This is a genomic window from Sinanaerobacter chloroacetimidivorans (assembly GCF_018128545.1).
Lineage (GTDB): Bacteria > Bacillota > Clostridia > Peptostreptococcales > Anaerovoracaceae > Sinanaerobacter > Sinanaerobacter chloroacetimidivorans.
Genome location: NZ_JAGSND010000004.1, coordinates 94,987 through 114,499, shown reverse-complemented (window position 1 = coordinate 114,499; position 19,513 = coordinate 94,987). Strand labels below are relative to the sequence as shown.

General features: G+C 45.4%; 18 protein-coding genes. 9 read left to right on the top strand and 9 right to left on the bottom strand.

Annotated features, from left to right (window positions below):
- Window positions 1–35: 35 nt before the first annotated feature.
- Complete coding sequence (locus KCX82_RS07995) at window positions 36–1,487, bottom strand: DEAD/DEAH box helicase (RefSeq protein WP_227017934.1); 1,452 nt, start codon at window positions 1,485–1,487, stop codon at window positions 36–38.
- Window positions 1,488–1,882: 395 nt separating this feature from the next.
- Here KCX82_RS07995 and KCX82_RS07990 point away from each other — a divergent pair, with 395 nt between their 5' ends.
- The 8 genes from KCX82_RS07990 (at window position 1,883) to KCX82_RS07955 (ending at window position 8,410) form a co-directional block, all read left to right on the top strand.
- A complete protein-coding gene (locus tag KCX82_RS07990; protein WP_227017933.1) occupies window positions 1,883–2,230 on the top strand; it encodes a TnpV protein in 348 nt (115 codons plus the stop codon).
- 308 nt (window positions 2,231–2,538) lie between these two features.
- A complete protein-coding gene (locus tag KCX82_RS07985; RefSeq protein WP_227017932.1) occupies window positions 2,539–2,913 on the top strand; it encodes a BlaI/MecI/CopY family transcriptional regulator in 375 nt (124 codons plus the stop codon).
- Window positions 2,914–2,922: 9 nt separating this feature from the next.
- Window positions 2,923–4,509, top strand: a complete 1,587-nt coding sequence (locus tag KCX82_RS07980) for a M23/M56 family metallopeptidase (protein WP_227017931.1) — start codon at window positions 2,923–2,925, stop codon at window positions 4,507–4,509.
- 129 nt (window positions 4,510–4,638) lie between these two features.
- The gene (locus tag KCX82_RS07975) at window positions 4,639–4,824 is read left to right on the top strand and encodes a cysteine-rich KTR domain-containing protein (RefSeq protein WP_227017930.1); all 186 of its coding nucleotides are present in this window, start codon (window positions 4,639–4,641) and stop codon (window positions 4,822–4,824) included.
- A gap of 566 nt (window positions 4,825–5,390) precedes the next feature.
- Window positions 5,391–5,810, top strand: a complete 420-nt coding sequence (locus KCX82_RS07970) for a sigma-70 family RNA polymerase sigma factor (protein WP_227017929.1) — start codon at window positions 5,391–5,393, stop codon at window positions 5,808–5,810.
- A gap of 269 nt (window positions 5,811–6,079) precedes the next feature.
- The gene (locus tag KCX82_RS07965) at window positions 6,080–6,496 is read left to right on the top strand and encodes a plasmid mobilization protein (RefSeq protein WP_227017928.1); all 417 of its coding nucleotides are present in this window, start codon (window positions 6,080–6,082) and stop codon (window positions 6,494–6,496) included.
- On the top strand, window positions 6,493–6,666 hold the full coding sequence (locus KCX82_RS07960; protein WP_227017927.1) for a transposon-encoded TnpW family protein: 174 nt from the start codon (window positions 6,493–6,495) through the stop codon (window positions 6,664–6,666). Before KCX82_RS07965 ends, KCX82_RS07960 begins: the two co-directional genes overlap by 4 nt.
- A gap of 97 nt (window positions 6,667–6,763) precedes the next feature.
- Window positions 6,764–8,410, top strand: a complete 1,647-nt coding sequence (locus KCX82_RS07955) for a recombinase family protein (RefSeq protein ID WP_227017926.1) — start codon at window positions 6,764–6,766, stop codon at window positions 8,408–8,410.
- 213 nt (window positions 8,411–8,623) lie between these two features.
- On the opposite strand, the gene KCX82_RS07950 is transcribed toward KCX82_RS07955, so the two are convergent.
- From KCX82_RS07950 to KCX82_RS07915, 8 genes are all read right to left on the bottom strand, one after another.
- Entirely contained in the window at window positions 8,624–9,355 is a 732-nt protein-coding gene (locus KCX82_RS07950; protein WP_227017925.1) for a hypothetical protein, read from the bottom strand.
- Entirely contained in the window at window positions 9,345–9,785 is a 441-nt protein-coding gene (locus KCX82_RS07945; RefSeq protein WP_227017924.1) for a lipocalin-like domain-containing protein, read from the bottom strand. The genes KCX82_RS07950 and KCX82_RS07945 overlap by 11 nt, the downstream gene beginning before the upstream one ends.
- A gap of 245 nt (window positions 9,786–10,030) precedes the next feature.
- Window positions 10,031–11,494 (bottom strand): xylulokinase, encoded by a 1,464-nt coding sequence (gene xylB / locus KCX82_RS07940; protein ID WP_227017923.1) that lies wholly within the window; start codon window positions 11,492–11,494, stop codon window positions 10,031–10,033.
- A 32-nt stretch (window positions 11,495–11,526) separates the two neighbouring features.
- Complete coding sequence (gene xylA / locus KCX82_RS07935; RefSeq protein WP_465250633.1) at window positions 11,527–12,948, bottom strand: xylose isomerase; 1,422 nt, start codon at window positions 12,946–12,948, stop codon at window positions 11,527–11,529.
- On the bottom strand, window positions 12,917–14,086 hold the full coding sequence (gene mmsB / locus KCX82_RS07930) for a multiple monosaccharide ABC transporter permease (protein WP_227017922.1): 1,170 nt from the start codon (window positions 14,084–14,086) through the stop codon (window positions 12,917–12,919). The genes xylA and mmsB overlap by 32 nt, the downstream gene beginning before the upstream one ends.
- A complete protein-coding gene (gene mmsA / locus KCX82_RS07925; protein WP_227017921.1) occupies window positions 14,073–15,629 on the bottom strand; it encodes a multiple monosaccharide ABC transporter ATP-binding protein in 1,557 nt (518 codons plus the stop codon). The genes mmsB and mmsA overlap by 14 nt, the downstream gene beginning before the upstream one ends.
- A 110-nt stretch (window positions 15,630–15,739) precedes the next feature.
- Window positions 15,740–16,834 (bottom strand): multiple monosaccharide ABC transporter substrate-binding protein, encoded by a 1,095-nt coding sequence (gene chvE / locus KCX82_RS07920; RefSeq protein WP_227017920.1) that lies wholly within the window; start codon window positions 16,832–16,834, stop codon window positions 15,740–15,742.
- 227 nt (window positions 16,835–17,061) lie between these two features.
- A complete protein-coding gene (locus KCX82_RS07915) occupies window positions 17,062–18,189 on the bottom strand; it encodes an ROK family transcriptional regulator (protein ID WP_227017919.1) in 1,128 nt (375 codons plus the stop codon).
- A gap of 327 nt (window positions 18,190–18,516) precedes the next feature.
- Here KCX82_RS07915 and KCX82_RS07910 point away from each other — a divergent pair, with 327 nt between their 5' ends.
- Window positions 18,517–19,449, top strand: a complete 933-nt coding sequence (locus tag KCX82_RS07910) for an AEC family transporter (protein WP_227017918.1) — start codon at window positions 18,517–18,519, stop codon at window positions 19,447–19,449.
- Window positions 19,450–19,513: the final 64 nt, after the last annotated feature.

Here is a 19,513-nt window from a genome sequence, read left to right as displayed (position 1 = left end):
CATCGGAAGGATGTCAAAACAGGACTAAATTTCTATTAGCCTCTCTTTACCCGTAGAAGTTTGCCTTTTACTTTCTTTGTTTTGAAGGCGTTAATCACCGCTCTTTCTTTTCCGTCAAAAATCTCAACATTGGTTACGGTATCTCTGATATCTATTCTTCCGATGTCTTCGTTAGAAATGCCTTCCACGCTTCGAATTGCAGACACAAAATCACTTGCCTTCAGCGTGCTGTTGCTTCTGCCTGCACTGAACTGCACCAAAGCTTTCTGCCCTTTACGGTTTTCTAATTTAAACCGTTCCTTGCCGGCAGGACGTCCGGTTTCTGCCTTTGGTTTTCTGTTCACATGGCCACCCTTGCATGGTATCTTATAGCCAAGGAACTTTTCAAGTTCACGAAATCGGTCCATTTCGCTTGGGATAACCATCGTGATGGCGATTCCGTGTTGATCAACACGACCTGTTCTGCCGATTCGATGCACATACTGCTCCTGTTCAAACGGGACTCCGTAATTGATAACATGAGTGATACCATGCACATGCAAACCTCTTGCGGCCACATCAGTAGCGATCAGTAACTTGCACTCACCGCGCTTAAAGAGGGTCAGCTTCTCTGTACGTATCTGCTGATCCATTCCGCCATGGACTGCACAGATAGAGCCGCTCCATTTCCTAAGGATTTCAAGTAAGTTGTCCACCTGCTCTTGTGTATTGCAGAAGATAATGGCTTTTCTAGGCTGCTCTCTTTCGAGGACTTTCTTCATAAAATCAACTTTTTTGAGACCATCTACTGCATAGTAGATTTGCTCGATTTTATCAATGTTTGATACGCCTGATTCAATTTCAATATTTTCAGGATGAATCATATATTGTTCGCTTAGAGAAATCACATCTTCCGGCATTGTTGCTGAGAACAGAAGCGTTACCCTATCTTTTGGCAGTTTCTCAATAATTGTTTCGATCTGCATCTTAAAGCCCATCATCAGCATTTCGTCCGCTTCGTCGATCACCAGATATTTGATATCCTGAAGTTTAACGTTTTTGTTCAATATGTGGTCCATCATTCTGCCTGGCGTAGCCACGATAACATGGGGTGTATTTTTCTTTAATTCTTTTCTTTGGTCTGCCATAGGCTGCTTTCCATAAAGGGCACAGCATTTTATTTCCTTATACTTGCTAATGTCCGCAAAATCATTTTTAACCTGTTCCGTCAATTCACGTGTCGGTGCCAGAACCAAAACCTGAGGACTTTCAAGTGCCACATCGATTTTTTGACAGATTGGAATGGCGAAGGCTGCTGTCTTGCCGCTGCCTGTCTGTGATTTAACGATTAAATCTTTGCCCTCCAAAATCATCGGAATTGTTTTCGCCTGAACCTCTAAAGGCTGTTTGAAGCCCAGCTCACTCAGTGCTTTTTTGATCTCATTATCAAGGGGATAATCCTTAAACCTTTCAGGTTTATTTATTTGTAACTTTTTTGTTTCGTTCATATTTATATCCATTCCTTTCGCTTGGCTCAAGGCACAAACGTTATGAAAAACGTTGGCTTCGAGCATCTTTAACCTTTTCCTAAAATGCAACTCATAAGATTTTTATATTAATCGATTCTATTTCTTTAATTTTCAGATTAAACTGGGCGTGTCTTATTATAATACATTATTTTATTGTAAAAATACTGTTTTCAATTAAAGATTTTGACAAACCTTCCCCATAACCCCTTCCGTCCGCGGTTCGAACCACCGACTTGAATGCAAATAAAAAAATACCGCACCTTACGGGGCATGTGATAAGGAAGTAATCGCAAATAAACATTGGGGTAGTCGGCAAACGGTATTGTAAATAAGCTGGAAACAGCAACTACAAACGTATTGGAGGCTAACACATAATGAAAGAGATTACTTATTCACAGTCTGGAGACTACCTGTTGCCTGATTTGGCTTTGCCCGAAACGGAACACATCGCAATCGGCAAATATGGTATGCTACGACGCTTCTATCTGAAAACCTACAGGCGCGGATTATATGCAAAGCTATTGTTGTCAGGAGAATTGTACGCCCATCTCGCCAAAGTGGATTTACTGGCAAGGGAAATGGTTCAGGATATTGTAGGCCAAACCAGCCGAAAAATAAGTCTGCCAGATAAGGCAAACCAGCAGATGGAGTGGGTGGGTACGACGAACGAACTAAAGCATGAGGCCGAGGAAATCGCCCTCTGTCAAATCGTTTACAAGTAAAGATAGTTTCGAAAGTACCTGTTGGATACTTAACCGACAGGTACTTTTTCTGTCTTAAGCGAAGCGACCCATCTTCGGGCCAACATGGCCCGAAGTGGCACGTGTTTGGGGCTGGCCCCAACAAGCAGGTTTTTTGTGTTTTGGCCGCAGGGCAAAATGCAAAAAATCTGCAAGTGTATTGACACTTGCCCTGTTTGCCGTTTACCGTTCTATTTGTAAAAAACTTTCAATTTGTCCTTGACATATTAAACTACAAGTCGTAGAATAATAATCACTACATCATGTAGTTTGTCATGGAGGTATGTCTTATGAGTAAAATTCAAAGAATGTCGGAAGCTGAAAAAGAAGTCATGCAGATCATTTGGGCCGTAGGCGGCTCCATTTCGTCCGCTTGGTTGCTGGATGAACTTAAAAATCGGAACAAGGATTGGAAGCCCAATACCGTACTGACCTTCCTTGCCAGATTGATTGAAAAAGGGATTTTGACAGCTAAAAAGCATGGTCGGGCAAACGAGTATATTCCTCTTGTGTCTGCAAACGAGTATAAACGCTTTGAAACCCGATCTTTTCTTGATTCGGTATATGACGGGTCGATCAAGAAATTTATATCCGCGTTATACGAGGGGGATGACCTGACCAAGGACGAGATCGAGGATCTCAAAAAGTGGTTTTCGCAGAGGTAGGTGACGAAATTGCTACAAACAATTTTCAGAATAGTGTTGACCCTGTCCGTTGCGGGTAGCCTTATTACTGTATTGCTTTTCCTGCTGCGGCCGATTACACAAAGAGTTTTTAATCAAACTTGGCGTTACCGCATGTGCATCTTGGCGGTGATGTTCTTCCTTCTTCCTGTGGGCGTGGCCGGAAACAGTCTCTATGATGCCCTGCTGCATCAAAGCGCACAACCGGATAGACCGCAGGCAGCCGTAACCGCTGTGCTGGACACGATTGCCCCTCTTCCGATTACAGGCAACGTCGTGATTGATACGCCCGCACAGACTTCAACATTAACTCCGGGGATGGATAAGGATATTTCCTTAAACATTGTTTTGCCATTCCTTCCGTATATCTGGCTTATCGGTGCGGTGCTTTCCGTTTGTACCAACGGATTCCGGTATATCCGTTTCAGGAGAAGGCTCATAAGAACCGGCCTGCCAGTTGAGGATAAAAAGATATATTCCCTGCTTGAAGCCGGAAAAACTACGCAGGGCGTTTCCGGAAAGATTCGGCTTCTTACGAGCGACACCGTGAAAACCCCGATGCTCACCGGGATTTTTCGTACGCTTCTGGTCTTGCCCGAAGTGGAGGTGAATGAGCGGGAACTTTCCACCATTTTCAAGCATGAACTGATCCATTATCAGCGCCGCGATCTGTGGGTAAAAACCTTAATGCTGCTGATCGGAGCAATACACTGGTTTAACCCTGTTATTTATCTGCTTACGAAGGAAGTTGAAACGAGTTGCGAACTTTCTTGCGATGAACAGGTTGTAAGGGATATGTCCGTGGAGGATCGGCACTTTTATGGAGAAACGATTTTGAATATGTTGGGCAGGGTAGCGGAAAAGCAAGCCGGTGTTTACGCCACACTTGCCGAGACAAAAAAAGGGATTGAAAGGAGACTTACTCTCATGTTGAGATTCAAAAAAATGAGTAAAAAAACGGCGGTCTTTTCTGTTGTGATAGCCATGCTGTGTACTCTTGCCGGGTGCATCGGTGCTGCATCCGTTTCGGATGCAGCGGGAGGCGCTTTCTCTGAAATAGAGGACATTCCTTCTGCTACAAAGACTTCATTACTGACGCAGTCTGATATATCGGATTTGGATGCGGCAGGGACATCACCTACTGTCGGCGCTGATGTCATTAATGAGACAGCTTCGGACACTGAATGGGTATGGCCCGTGGAGGGATGCGACGTCATTTTTGCGACGTTCGGCACGCGCTATCATCCCATTGAGAAAGTTAAAATATTTAACGACAATATACAAATCACCGGAAAAGGAATAGAAGGCGCGGCCGTATATGCGGCCCTTGCCGGAACCGTTTCCGAAGTCAGCTTCGACGACGAACGGGGCAATTACATCATGATCGATCACGGTAACGGCATTGAAACCTTCTATCTGCACCTTGATGAGTCGCTTGTTTCGGCAGGAGATCCTGTTGTTGCCGGCGACACGATAGGAACGGTCGGTTCGACCGGCAAAGCTACCGCCCCTTTCCTTGCGTTCGGTGTCTATTTAAACGGGATTGCGGTAAATCCGCTGGATTATTTGAAATCCTGAACATTTATGTTCAGGATTGGATAAGGAGCGCCCAATGCCGAAAGACAAAAACACATCGAGTTTCCTGAAATTGAAGGCAAATATACCGGCTGTTCTCTGTTTGCTTTTTAAGGGAGAAGTGGATAGTAGATGAAAGTGGAGTGGATATTATGTCCTGTCTGCAAAAACAAAACTCGTATTAGGATACGCGGAGACACAATCCTTGAAAACTTCCCGCTATTCTGTCCGAAGTGCAAACAGGAAACACTAATCAATGTACGACAACTGAATATGTCAGTTATTAGAGAGCCAGACGCTAAGACGCAGAGCCGATAACTTGTGAAATAAAAATGTTCACAGTTATCGGCTCTTTCTTTATGATGACTATATTGTGTGCTACACGATTGCTGACATTATGCAACGAGTACAAAACCGTTGCTTTGACGGCAATGCAGCACACTGTCCGTTCAATGGCGGCTTTGTAATCAAAAATCTAAGCCGCCGTTTTTCTTAAAAAAGAGATTTCCGAGGACGTGATAAGTACGTCCTTTTTTGCCCCATATGTATTAGCGGCGGCTTTGGGATAGGAGGCTTTCATGTATCCAAACCCGCTGTTTTCTGTCCGTGAGGGGCCGCTACCTGACCGTAGCGGCCAAATATAGCAGAAGTTTTCCTCCTACATAATTTCAAAAGATCACAAGAATTAATAGGCGGCTATTGCGCTCATTTTTTATTCGATACCTTTCGGGGATATTCCCGTAAAGGTGTTTTTTTGCGCCCTCTTCTGACCGCTTGTGTTCTTTTTCGAATGGTCATCTCGGACAAGCCGGTAAGAAACTGCCGCTCCCCGCCCCTTCCGTTTCGATTGTCCATACCTAAAAAATCGAAACGGAGGATTAGCCATGAAAACAATCAATCTGCGGGATTATTACCCGGCATATACGTCGGACACCTTTCTGGAAGTACAAGACGAGATTATAGAGGCGCTTACCCAATTCAAGCGCGACGACCACGCGTATTACGAGCGCAGGCGCGTTCATAAGGCGTACTACTCCCTCGACCTGGACGACGGCATTGAAAACGCCGTCCTGTTCCGCGAGCCATCTCCACAGGAAATTTATGAGAAAAAAATTGCCGATCAAGAGTTATACACAGCCATCAGAAGTTTACCGGAAAGGCAGGCAAGACGTATCCATGCCTGCTTCTTTCACGGTATGAGTAAGGCCGCGATTGCCAGAGCGGAGGGCGTCTGCGCAAGCACCGTCTGCAAATCCATCGCCTGTGGCCTGCACCGGATGGAAAAAGCTTTGACCAATTTATAAAGTTTACTTAAAAAGCCCCCAACAAACCGCTCAAAAATCTGCTGATTATAAGTGGAGATATTTGCGCCGAAACTTTACTTCTATCTTTGCAATGGACAACCAGCCGAAAAGAAGATGATTTCGTGCTGTGCTGACCGTCCTTTTTTCGGCTTGTCCGTTGCCGAAGGCAAGGCGTCTTATGTTGCAGCAAGCACTGAATTTGTGTGCCCAAAATTCGCTTGTCAGGGGAAATCCCCTGAAACCCCAATCACAGCGCAAGGAGGATTCATATGCGCAAACACAACAAGACCTTTCACATCCGATTCACGGATAAGGAGTATGAAAAGCTGTGCGCGATGTCGGAGCGGACAGGCCTGCCCAAATCCACCTGCATCCGCTTTCTGATTGCCGGACTGGTTCCCAAAGACCGACCGTCGGCGGATTACTATGCCATGACAAAACAACTTTACCGAATCGGCAATCTCTTAAATCAAATCGCCGCCCGCGCCCATGCCACCGGGCATATCGATTCCAAACGTCTGAAAGAGGCGCTTGCGTTATTTCGGAAAGGTCTGCTGGAACTTCAGGACACAGCCGTTATGCCTGAACCTATGGACACCAAAGAGATTATCCGGCAGGCAACGGCAGTAGAAGAACAGGATTTCACCGTATGGGAAGTCAGCAATAGCAAGGAGGGTAATCCATGAGTAACAACAGCGAAAAAACGCCATTGAGCAGCAAAGCGCCTAATCTGGATTTTGAGCGAAAAATCGGCGGCACGACCTATGAGGTGGTATCACGATTTGAAAAGGACGCCAGGGAGGATATGACCATCAAAGTCAAACGCCTTATCCTCAGGGGAAAGCCTAATGAGTAAATTTAGTTTAACGCTTTAAAGCGTGACTTCGGAAAACGGGTGTGGTATTATCTTCTCATACAATATCCGTTTGTCCGACTGTCCGGAAGGAGGCATTATGCAAAGACAGTCAGACACAATTACCGCCCTGTATTGCCGCCTGTCGCGTGACGACGAGCTTCAGGGCGACAGCAACAGCATTGTAAATCAGAAAAAGATGCTCGGCAAATACGCGAAGGACAACGGCTTCCTTAATCCGGTATTCTTCGTGGACGACGGCATATCGGGAACAACTTTCGACCGCCCGGATTTTCAGCGGATGATTGAACTGGTGGAGGACGGAAAGGTATCCGCGGTCATCATCAAGGATATGTCCCGCTTCGGGCGCGATTACCTGAAGGTTGGCCTTTATACCGAGGTCATGTTCCCCGAAAAGAACGTCCGGTTCATCGCCGTCAACGATGGTGTGGACAGCGCCTACGGGGATAACGAGTTCACCCCGTTCCGCAATATCATCAACGAGTGGTATTGCCGCGACACCAGCAAGAAGATCCGCGCCGTATTCAAGGCAAAGGGACAAGCCGGTGAGCATTTATCTACCCATCCTCCCTACGGATACCGGAAAGACCCCGCAAATCCCAAACAGTGGCTCGTGGACGAAGAAGCCGCTCAAGTGGTACAAAGGATTTTCGACCTGTGCGTCGCGGGCTTAGGTCCCACACAGATCGCCCGTCGGCTGACAAAGGACGGCATCCTTACCCCCACCGCTTATTTGCAGCAGCAGGGGCAGAAAACAACCAATCCTGTTCCCGCCAATCCCTGCCGCTGGGTCACGGAAACCGTCAAGCGAATTCTGGAGCGGATGGAATATCTGGGGCATACGGTGAATTTCAAAACCTGCCGGAAGTCCTACAAGAGCAAAAAGAAGCTGGAAAATCCACCGGAAGACCGCTGCGTGTTTGAAAACACTCATCTCGCCATCATTGAGCAGGTGCAATGGGATAGAGTACAGGAGCTGCGGAAGAACAAGCGCAGACCGACCAAAACAGGTAGGACGAGCATGTTCTCAGGCCTGCTCTACTGCGCGGACTGCGGAGCAAAGCTCTACTACTGCACCGCCAACGGCTTTGAGGAACGGCAGAACCATTTTGTCTGCTCCAACTACAAAAGCAACACAGGCACCTGCTCCGTCCACTTCATCCGTGAGGTTGTGCTGTACACTCTGGTGCTGGAGCATGTGCGGGGCATCATCCGGTATGTGCGGCAGTTTGAAAAGGTGTTTGTCAAACAGGTGAGCCGGAAATCCGCCGAGGAACAGAAAACAGCGCTTGCCGGAAAACGGAAGGCACTGCAAAGGGCGCAGGAACGCACAGAAGAAATCGACCGGCTTTTCAAGCGTATTTACGAGGACAGCGCATCCGGAAGATTATCTGAAGAACGCTATGAAAAGCTGTCGGCGGATTACGAGGCCGAGCAAAAAGATTTACAGAGCAAGATTTCTGATTTACAAGCGGAACTGACCGAGGAGGAACAGCAGGCCGAGGATACGGGACAATTCCTTGCGACGGTCAGGAAATACACGGACATATGGGAGCTTACGCCGACGATTCTCAACGAGTTCACCTCAAAGATCATCATTCATGCGCCCGACAAAAGCAGCGGGAAGCGGAAGCAAAAGGTGGAAATCGTCTACAACGGCGTGGGCATCCTGGACATCCCCGAACTAACCGATGAAATGTTACGCAGAAACAGAGAAACGGCATAGCCTTCCGGCTACACCGTTCCCTGTTAATATACTTCCTTATTGACGCCCGCCTTTCGGTACGGTATTTTTTTATTGGTACTCCATCGCGGGCTCGAACCGCGGACACCCTGACTAAGAGTCAGGTGCTGTTACTTAATTTCTCTTCCGGGCTTTTCGTGTCATCACAACCGCAAATAGACAAACTGAAAGAACAAAGAATGAGGATTAACGCTGCTATTCCTCAATACGTCGTGGAAATATTTTGTCTCCCTTTCGCCATCCCGAATAGAATTTTACCGGTTTTCTGTACCGGTTTAGAAACGTTCCTAATACGAGAATAAATAGAAAGGTTAGGATAAACTTAACCAGTTCTGTCTTCCACGGCTCGTGAACCAGCTCTATCCACATAAAATAATTTGAAGGATGAACCTGGTCTACTCTGAAATGATTTAATTTGTAGTTTTTTAAAACGGTTGTCTCAGATGCATATCCTGCCGTTAGCAAATATCCGCCAAAAATGCCGTCTTCGACATAGGCCCGATAAAAGTCGTCCTCATCAGCGGAATTGGGTATGATATAAGATTGGGATAGCGGGTATTTGGGTTTCATGTTTCCGAAGATATTCTTTTCAAAATGAAAGATACGTACTTCTTGCGTCCCGTTAATTCGATAGGAGCATAAGAACAGGTGATTAAAACTCATACCATGGCTGTCAAGGATTTCAAAACTTCCCTTATCATATCGAATACCAGACTTTTGGGCCTCTTCTTCTAAAATTCTATTGAGACTGGGTCTGCTGCCTGGTTCATAATCATATGCTCCCATATAATCTTGATGTTTGATATAATACTGTGGCATCGGCAGAATAATTGCAAAGATCATCATAGATAAAAAAATTACGATTATCAGAAGGCGGAATAATTCGCAGCCAAAGACTCGAATTACGGTTCTATGATTATTTAGCATGATCTTCTGCACGTTTCCACACCAACACTGCATGATTACCTGCAGTTGAAATCGTGATGGTATTTCCTTCTAATTTTACAAAACGTTCCTGTGCCTGGCCCAGCCACGTAGGGTTCATACTGACTTCCATATGGTGTGTCAAAGTATTCGTTTCTTCATCTACTTCATATTGACCGGAATACGCCATGTAGCCCTTTGCGGCTTTCGCCATTTCTTCTGTCGTACCCGTATGGATATGTCCGTTGGCATAGGATGGGCGGCCGGATGCCATCATCTGAGCCGATACGTATCCGTCCGGCGTGTACATCAGAAACCCTGCAGCATCTTTTCCCAATGGATAAAATTTTTCTCCCTGCTTATTTTTATCTTCTATGCTATATTCAACTAATTTCCATGCTCCGACTAATGCTTCACGTAAGCTTTTTGACATATCAAGAACCTCCATAATTTTTATTTACAGATATTATATCACCAAAATCCAGATATTGTCTTATTCTTGTTAAATATTACTAATCATTATAAAGTAGATTAGGCCATGGAAAGGTTTGAAAAAATAACAATCCTACGGCTTCGAACTGCACCAGAATTAGTTAGAGTCTAGCCTTCTGGGCAGTTCGCTTAGCCGGAGGATCGTTATAGTGAGAAGAGTGTATGAAAAAGATTTTCAAATTTCTATTACAAGATTCCCTTTATGGCGGGATATAAACTGTGAAATACAAGGTATTTTTTTTGATAGGCTTCTGCCAGCTCCGGTTTTGGAGTAATGGTTTCCTTTATCTTGACAATGGATTTTACCGCATCCTCTACCGTAGAGAACTCACCGCAGGCTACGGCTGCAAGGATGGCACCGCCAATGGCCGGGCCCTCTTCCGCCTCCAGAATCTCCACCTCAAGGTTCAGGATGTTAGTCAGAATCTCCCGCCAGGCCGGGCTTTTTGCTCCGCCTCCGCAGAGCTTTGTTTTTCGGATCTCAATGCCAAGTGACCTGGCTATTTCCAAGGAATCCTTCAGTGCAAAAGAGACGCCTTCAAAGACTGCCTCCAGCATCTGCTCCCTGGTGGTATTCATCCCAAGTCCCAGGAAAGCCCCTCTCACATTGGGATCATTGTGAGGCGAACGCTCCCCCATCAAATAGGGAAGAAAATAGACCGGATTATCCCCCATCCCTTTAACGTCCTGCTGCTCTCCTTGATAATCTCCGGTTTTCAGTATATCTTCCAGCCACCATTTCAGACAGGAAGCCGCACTGAGTATACAGCCCATCAGGTGAAAACCACCGTTAGCATGGCCGAAGGAGTGAAGGGCATTATTTTCGTCAACCTGGAAGGCGTCAGATGCAATAAACAGGGTGCCTGAGGTTCCGATGGATATATTACAGCTGCCGTTTTCCACGGTTCCGGTTCCAATGGCTGCCGCTGCATTGTCTCCTGCTCCTGCTGCCACTGTAACACTCCCCGACAAACCCAGGGATTCCATAATCTCTTTTTTTACACAGCCCGAGACTTCATAACTTTCTCGCACTTCCGGAAGCATTTCTTCCCGAATTCCACAAATTTCAAGCATTTCTTCCGACCACTTGCGGTTCTTAACGTCAAGGAGAAGCATCCCGGAGGCATCCGATACATCGGTAGTAAAGGCTCCTGTGAGCCTATAAACAAGATAATCTTTCGGCAGCATGATTTTCTGGACGGCCTCAAAATTTTCCGGCTCATGGTTCTTCAGCCAAAGGATTTTCGGTGCGGTAAAACCGGCAAACGCTATGTTCCCCGTATATTCGGACAGTTGCTTCTTTCCGATGGTTGTGTTCAGAAATTCCGTTTCCTGTTCTGTTCTTCCGTCATTCCAAAGGATAGCCGGTCGAATTACCCGATCCTGCTGATCCAGTACTACCAGCCCATGCATCTGACCGCCGATGCCGATTCCTCGAATCTGACTCTTTTCAGCGTGCTCCGTCTCGAGCAATTCTCCAAGACCCGCCAGGGTCTGGCGGAGCCAATCCGCAGGATCCTGCTCCGACCAGCCGGATTTCGGGTAGCTGACAGGGTACTCTTTTGATACGGAGGAAAGTATCGTCCCGTCATTCTTCATCAGAAGAAGTTTCACAGAGGAGGTACCAAGGTCGATTCCTATATACTGCATATGTGCTCTTCCTTTCTATGCCGCCCAACTGCCTATCCAAACAGAATGGTATTGAGGATGGATTCCAGCATTTCCTGGCGTCCGCTTCCCGGAAGAGCCGGAGCGCCCAGGTTTTCGGCGTAAGCGGACAGGGCCTCCAACTTTACTTTTTTAGCAACGATTTCCGCCCCGATTCCATTCTCATAACTCTTGTATTTTTCTTTGATAAAGTTGTCGATTCTGCCGTCTTCTATAATTTTCGCAGCCTTCAAAAGGCCGAGGGCAAAGGTGTCCATAGCCAGAATAAAGGCTAGGAACATATCTTCTTTGGTGTTGCTCTGACGCCTTTGCTTGGCGTCAAAGTTCAATCCCCCCGTCAGGCCTCCGGCTTTCAGTACTTCATACATACACAGAGTGGTCTCGTAGACGTCGGAGGAAAAATGATCCGTATCCCAGCCAAGGAATAAATCTCCCTGATTGGCGTCGATGGAGCCGAGCATTCCGTTGATTGCGGAAATGCGCAGGTCATGCTGGAAGGTGTGCCCCGCAAGGGTTGCATGATTTGCCTCAATGTTGAGTTTAAAATCTTTATCCAACCCATACTGTCTTAAGAATCCGATCGCCGTAGCCGCATCAAAGTCGTATTGATGCTTCATGGGTTCTTTCGGTTTTGGTTCTATGTAAAAGTCTCCGGTGAAGCCGATTTTTCTTCCGTATTCTACCGCCATTCTCATCAGATTTGCGATGTTTTCCTGCTCGAATTTCACGTCGGTGTTCAGAAGGGTTTCATAACCTTCCCGGCCGCCCCAGAATACATAGCCTTTTCCTCCGAGCTTCACGGTGAGATCCAGTGTTTTTTTCACCTGGGCCGCAGCAAAACAGAACACATCTGCCGAGTTTGAGCTGGCTGCACCGCTCATATATCTTGGATTGTTGGTGAGATTGGCAGTACCCCACATGCACTTGATCCCTGTTTCCTTCATTTTTTCAAGGATATAGTCTGTAATTTCATCCAGCCTTCTGTTAGTTTCCTTGATATCTGCGGCTTCGGGTACGAGATCCGCATCATGGAAGCAGAAGTACTCAATTCCCAGCTTTTCCATCATTTCAAAGCCCACATCCACCTTGGCCCTGGCGTGCTCCATGGTTCCCGGCACTGCCCCGAAGGTTTTATCCGCAGTTCCTGTACCGAATATGTCGGTGCCGCAATTGCATAGATTGTGCCACCATGCCATGGCAAAGGGCAGGTGCTCCTTCATGGTTTTGCCGAGGACGATCTGCTCCGGATTGTAGAATTTAAATGAAAAATCATCTTTGCTGTCAGATCCTTCATATTGGATTTTTTTAATCTCATTAAAATACTCTGTCATGGTTTTCCCTTTCTCATGTTCTTTATATAGAGTCGGCACAGCCTCACGATTCGTTCGCTTGTCGTTCGTATTGCTATGCTTTCGCTTTTTTCTTAGATATAACATCAAAGGCTACTGCAGCTACCAGTACGAATCCTTTTACGGCTTTCTGCCAGTTGGCGTCGATTCCCAAAATGGACATTCCATTGTTCAGCACTCCCATAAAGATAGCTCCTATCACAGTTCCTCCTACGGTACCTGTTCCGCCGTAAGCGGATGCACCGCCGATGAAGCAGGCGCCGATGGCATCCAGTTCATACCCGTCTCCGAGACTGGGCGCGGAGGAATTGAATCTGGCTACGCAAATCAGAGCCGCTACCGCTGCCAGAAACCCCATATTGGTATAGGCAAAGAACATCATCTTTTTGGTATTAACACCGGAAAGTCTAGTTGCTTTTGCATTTCCGCCAAGGGCATAAAGATATCTGCCGGGTACGGTATTATTGGTGAAGTAAGCATACACCAGCACCACTGCGGCAACCAGTATCAGCACCACAGGGTAGCCCTTGTAATTTCCAAGCAGATAGGCAAAGGTAAGGATGACCGCACAAATGGCTGCAAGCTTTGTTAAAAGGACAGGCATACTTTCTACTGTGTATTCTTTTTTGATTTTTTTGGCTCTTCCCGTAAGCTCCGACGCCGCAAAGACGGCACAAACAACCACTGCAATAATCAGCGTTGAGGTAAGCAGAAACCCGGAATCATCCGTGGCAGGAAGAAAACTTGTGAAGTATTTCAGATATGTACCTGGATATGGCGCCAGCGTCATTCCGTTAAGAATAACCTGGGCTATGCCCCGCCACAGCAGCATGCCTCCCAGGGTGGCTATAAATGGCGGTATTTCCACGTAGGCAATACAGTATGCCTGTAAAGCCCCAATGAAGGTCCCTACCAGGAGGCATACTACAATAGCTGCATACACATTCATATGCATCTCTATGATAAGCGTTCCAGCCACGGCTCCAACAAGAGCCACAATAGAGCCTACGGAAAGGTCGATGTTGCCGCCGGTCAGAATGCAAAGAAGCATTCCTGTAGCGAGAATCACGACATAGCTGTTCTGAGCAATAATATTTGATACATTTTGTGGTTTTAACAGAGAACCCTTTCCGGCTGCAATAATCAGAACCTGAAATAGGATTATTACCACGATTAATGCAATCAGCATGGTGTTCTTCTTTAGGAAGCTCTTAATTCTTTGCATTTTCATTCTCCATTTTATTATTTTCGCACATTATACATGACATGATCGCTTCCTGGTCAGCCTCGTCTTTATTGAATTCGGCAATCATGCGGCCTTCATGCATGACAAAGATACGGTCACTCATTCCCAGAATCTCCGAAAGCTCAGAGCTAATGAGTACTACGGATTTTCCTTCTGCAACCAGCCGATTAATAATACAGTAAATTTCATATTTTGCTCCCACATCGATACCTCTTGTGGGCTCGTCAAGAATCATGATGTCCGGGTCCGCAAACATCCACTTGCTGAGAAGCACCTTCTGCTGGTTCCCGCCGGATAGATTTTCCACATTCTGCAACACACTCGGACACTTTGTATTGAGTTTCTCCTTGTATTCATTTGCCACCAGAAGTTCTTTATCTTTGTCGATGATCAAATGACTGCTGACTTTATCCATTTTAGCCAGCGAATTATTGGAGTAAATAGGATTGGAAAGAATTAATCCGTCTCCTTTTCGGTCCTCCGTAACGTAAGCAAGTTTTGTTTGAATGGCCTGCCGGACACTGTTCAGGGTCACTTCCTGTCCGTTGATAAACAGTTTTCCGCTGATTTTGGTTCCGTAGCTTTTTCCGAATATGCTCATGGCAAGTTCGGTTCTGCCTGAACCCATGAGGCCGCTGATTCCGACAACTTCGCCTTTTCGAACGTTAAAATTTACGTTGTCACAAACCTTGCGCTCTGAATAAAGCGGATGATACACCGTCCAGTCTATGGCTTCCATGGTGATCTCCCCGATCCTGGAATCTCTTTTGGGATAACGATCCGAGAGTTCCCGCCCCACCATACCTTTCACGATACGGTTTTCATCGATGTTGTCCTCACCTTTCACCAGAGTTTCTATAGTTGCGCCATCCCGAAGAATGGTGATTTTATCTGCAACGTAAGAAATTTCGTTGAGCTTATGAGAAATCATAATAGAAGTGAGGCCTTTCTTTTTAAATTCGAGCAGCAGGTTCAGCAAATTTTTGCTGTCATTTTCGTTTAATGATGCGGTAGGTTCGTCTAATATTAGAAGTTTTACATTTTTACCGAGAGCCTTGGCAATTTCAACCAGCTGCTGCTTCCCGACTCCAATGTCTTTAATTTTGGTGTGACTGCTCTCCTGCAATCCCACCGTCCGAAGTAGTTCATCGGCCTTTGCATAAGTCCCGTCCCAGTCTATGGCAAATTTTTTACCTCGTTCGTTTCCAAGGAACATGTTTTCTCCTATGGTTAGATAGGGGACCAATGCCAATTCCTGGTGGATGATTACGATGCCCAGCCGTTCACTGTCTCTAATATTTTTAAATTTGCAAACTTCGCCATTGTAAATAATGTCACCATCATAGCTTCCATGAGGATAGATTCCACTCAGTATGTTCATGAGGGTTGACTTTCCTGCTCCGTTTTCTCCAACAAGTGCGTGAATCTCACCCTCTTCTACTGCCAAGTTTACATTGTCCAGTGCTTTGACCCCGGGAAAGGTCTTTGTAATATTCTTCATTTCCAGCAATATGTTCGCCACGAAAAATCCTCCCTTTTATTAGCTCGCCCAATTTGCAAAGCAAATTGCAGGCGGACAAAACTGGCAGGCGGTTTCGGCAGCCGCCCGCCAAAGCCTGATGGTAGTTTCGTTTACTGGATATCTGCTTCTTTATAATAACCGCTGTCGATGAGGATTTCTTTGTAATTGTCAACGGTACAGATAACGGGTGCACAAAGATAGGAAGGAATCACGCCGGTGCCGTTGTCATAGGTTTTGGTGTCATTGATTTCAGGCTCGCTGCCTTTTACAATAGAATCTACCATTCCAACAACTTTATCAGCCAAAGTACGGGTATCCTTGAATACGGACATGCTCTGGAGTCCGGCTACCATGCTCTTTACATTTGGTTTGTCGCAGTCCTGGCCGGTGATGATCGGCATATTGTCTTTTGTGTAGCCTACGGAAGTTAATGCGTTGACTACGCCCATAGCCGTTGAGTCATTGGAGCAGCATACGGCGTCAAGCTTCTTTCCCTTCGGGCTGTAGCTGTTGGAAGTGACAAGGTTTTCCATACGGGACTGAGCATTTTCTGTTTTCCAGTCCTGAGTGGAAACCTGCGCCTGGGTGGTCTGTCCGGAAGGCACTACCACTACGCCGCTGTCAATGTAAGGTTTCAGAATGCTCATTGCTCCGCCGAAGAAGAACGTTGCATTGTTATCTGCCGGGTCTCCGGTAAACAGTTCAACATTGAACGGTCCTTTTGCATTCTTGAGATCCAGTGCTGTTTCTATGTACTGACCCTGCATGACGCCTACCTGGAAGTTGTCAAAGGTTGCATAGTAGGAAACAGCGTCGCTATTCATAATCAGTCTGTCATAAGCGATAACCGGAATGTCCTGCTCTTTTGCCTGCTTCAGGACTTCCGTCAGAGAGGATCCGTCAATGGCTGCGATTACAAGAACCTTGCAGCCTTCCGTAATCATGTTTTCGATCTGGGATACCTGTGTCGGGATATCGTTGTCTCCAGCATACTGAAGGTCAACCTTATAGCCGGCTTCTTCCAGTTTGGCTTTCATGTTGGATCCATCCTGGTTCCAGCGCTGAAGACTTTGTGTCGGCATACTTACACCAATCATAACAGCTTCATCAGAAGAGTCTGATGATGCATTGTCAGAGGAACCGCCGCAAGCTGCCATGGATAGTAGAAGGGCAAAGACCATCAATAAGGCAATCAGTTTTCTCATTTTTTCTCTCCTTTTCATTCTTTTTTGCAGTTTGATAAATAACTTTTGAAAAACAGTTTTCTAAAAGTTGGCTTAATAATATCATTACAAATAATTACTTGTCAACTGTGTTTTTTTAACTTTTTCCTTCACTTTTTTAATCTCTTTCTAATTTCGGCATCCCGTCTCAATCGAACAAAGCCGAGGCTGTTATGCTCCGGCTTTGTTGAATCAATATAGAAATTGCTTTATACAGTCTTTATGAACTGGTCTGTAAAATGCAGCGCGGTCCCGATTGCACTTGCATTGGAAGTGTAATTGCTCAGGTGCAGATAGTCTGCATTCTCCTCGAAAACAGCGATTTTGCTGAGCCGTTGTTTCATGTCTTCAAAATAATCTCCGATGTACCTGGCCAGGGTTCCTCCAAGGATGATATCACAGTCAAATATCGTTCTGATATTATTGATCCCCATGCATAAAAAGGTCAGATATTCTTCCCATATTTCTTTACAGGAAGAATCTCCTTCTTTAAGCTTTTTAAAGAAAGTATCTACCCGTCGGTCTTTCCCATATGCAAGAACAGAGGTAGAGATATAAGCCTCCAAACATCCTGATTTTCCGCAGGCACACTGCTTTCCTCCGTTTACAACTGTCATATGTCCAAACTCGGCGCCTCGGTTATTCCTGCCGGTGTACGATACCCCATTGTAGGTAAAGGCACCTCCGACCCCCTCTGACGCGCTGAGAAATGCCAGAGTTTCCATTTCCTTTCTGCTGTGCAGCTCTGCAAAGGCACTGGCATTTGCATCGTTTTCAATAAATGTTTCATGGGCGATATATTTAGTTAGTGCATCAATGGAAACATGCCTGGCTTTAAGCGTAGGTGCGTTGATCAGATGCTTTTTATCCTCGCTCAGCACTCCGGGAATGGAGATTCCCACACCCAGAATAGTTTCTGGATTCATTGCTTTTGATTGAATGTAATTTTCGATTTCATCGGCAAGGAATCTTCCGTAGTGTTCGCTTGGCTCAAAAGTGAGTTCCAGACGCTCGCTGGGATAAGTATTCCCCTTCAGATCAATAGACAGAATATTGATGTGCCCCATTTTTATTTCCACGCCAATCACCATTCTGGCATCGGGAATGATAGAGATCTTTTTCGGTTTTCTCCCTCCGCTTGACTCAAATTTACCTGCATAGCACAGGAGTCCCAGGTCAAATAATTCCGTTAGATTCTGGCTGACTGTAGGCAGACTGAGACCAAGTGCCAGAACAATGTCCTGCTTTGACACGTTATCATTCTCATAGATATATCGGTACACCTTGTTCCGGTTAATTAACTTTAAATCTGTTGTTGTCGCGGTGGTTCTTTTCATCTCTGTTTGACTCTCTCTCAAAAAATAATTTCAAACTGAGTTTTATAAAATACTTTTATAAAACGTACCCCTATTATAATTTAATATTTTATAAATTACAAGCAATATTTCTCTTTCAGCGTTCAACAGAAATGCAATAGGCTAAATACCCTCTATATGAGGTTTCTATTGACCGAGATGTCAGAGGATGATATAAATGATAAGAATAAATGATAAGGGAACAATTGACAAAAATAAATGGTAAGAATAACTGCTTCAGATAAGTGTATATATGAAATAGACGAATAACGCCTCAATTGATTCAATTGAAAAGAAAGGGTTGTGGAAATGATTGCACTGTTGGAAAAACTGCTCCCCGTGCTTTTGACCATTATGATTGGATGGGCACTCAGAAAAAGAAGAGTAATATCTGTTCAAGCAATGAATGAGCTGAAAAACATCATCGTTAATGTTGCACTGCCTTGTATCTTGTTTCTATCTTTTGGAAAGACAATCTTAGAGGCGAAATACATCATCATAGTTGTCCTGGTGTTTGCGATGTGTACAGCATTCTATTCGGCAGGTTTCTTTTTAAGGCGTAGGGTGGCCGGTGTCTTTGGATCTATCTTTACCCCTTGGTTCATGGGGGGATTTGAGTTTGGAATGATTGGCATTGGACTTTTCGCCGCCCTTTGGGGTTCCGAAAACTTACCGATGATCATGCTCATCGGACTCGGTCATGAATTTTTTGCGTGGTTTGTATGCGTACCTTATATTCAATATAAAAATAGCGGGGCATTCAATTTGGTCGATACAATGAAAAATTTTATGAAAACGCCGGTGATATTGGCGATCTTTGGAGGACTTTTCGTAAACATAACCGGCCTTTATCAGCTGATTCAAACCTTCTTCTGGGGAAGGGCTTTATTCAGTGCAATGACGTCTATTTCCAACATTACGGTACCTCTTATTTTGATGGTTATCGGCTATTCCCTCGTTATAGAAGGATCCTCTGCCATCAAAATGGCTCTGTATATAATGGCCAAAATAGCTGTGGTTCTTTCCGTAGGAACGGTCACATTGGTTCTGATCCAACTGTTGGCAGGACCAATGGATCCTTTTTTCAGGATCGCCTTTTATGCGTTCTTAATCCTTCCGCCATCTTACCTTTTACCGGTACTTGTTAAGGACAATGAAGAAGAACGGCATTTTTTCAGTCAGACAGTTGTATATTATACCATCGTTTCTTTTGCGGGATATATTGTCCTTATGCTGTTGTAAAAAAGCCCGGTTTTGCATCACCAGGCTTTATTGCTCCAAGAGTTACGGTATGTTAATTTTTTTA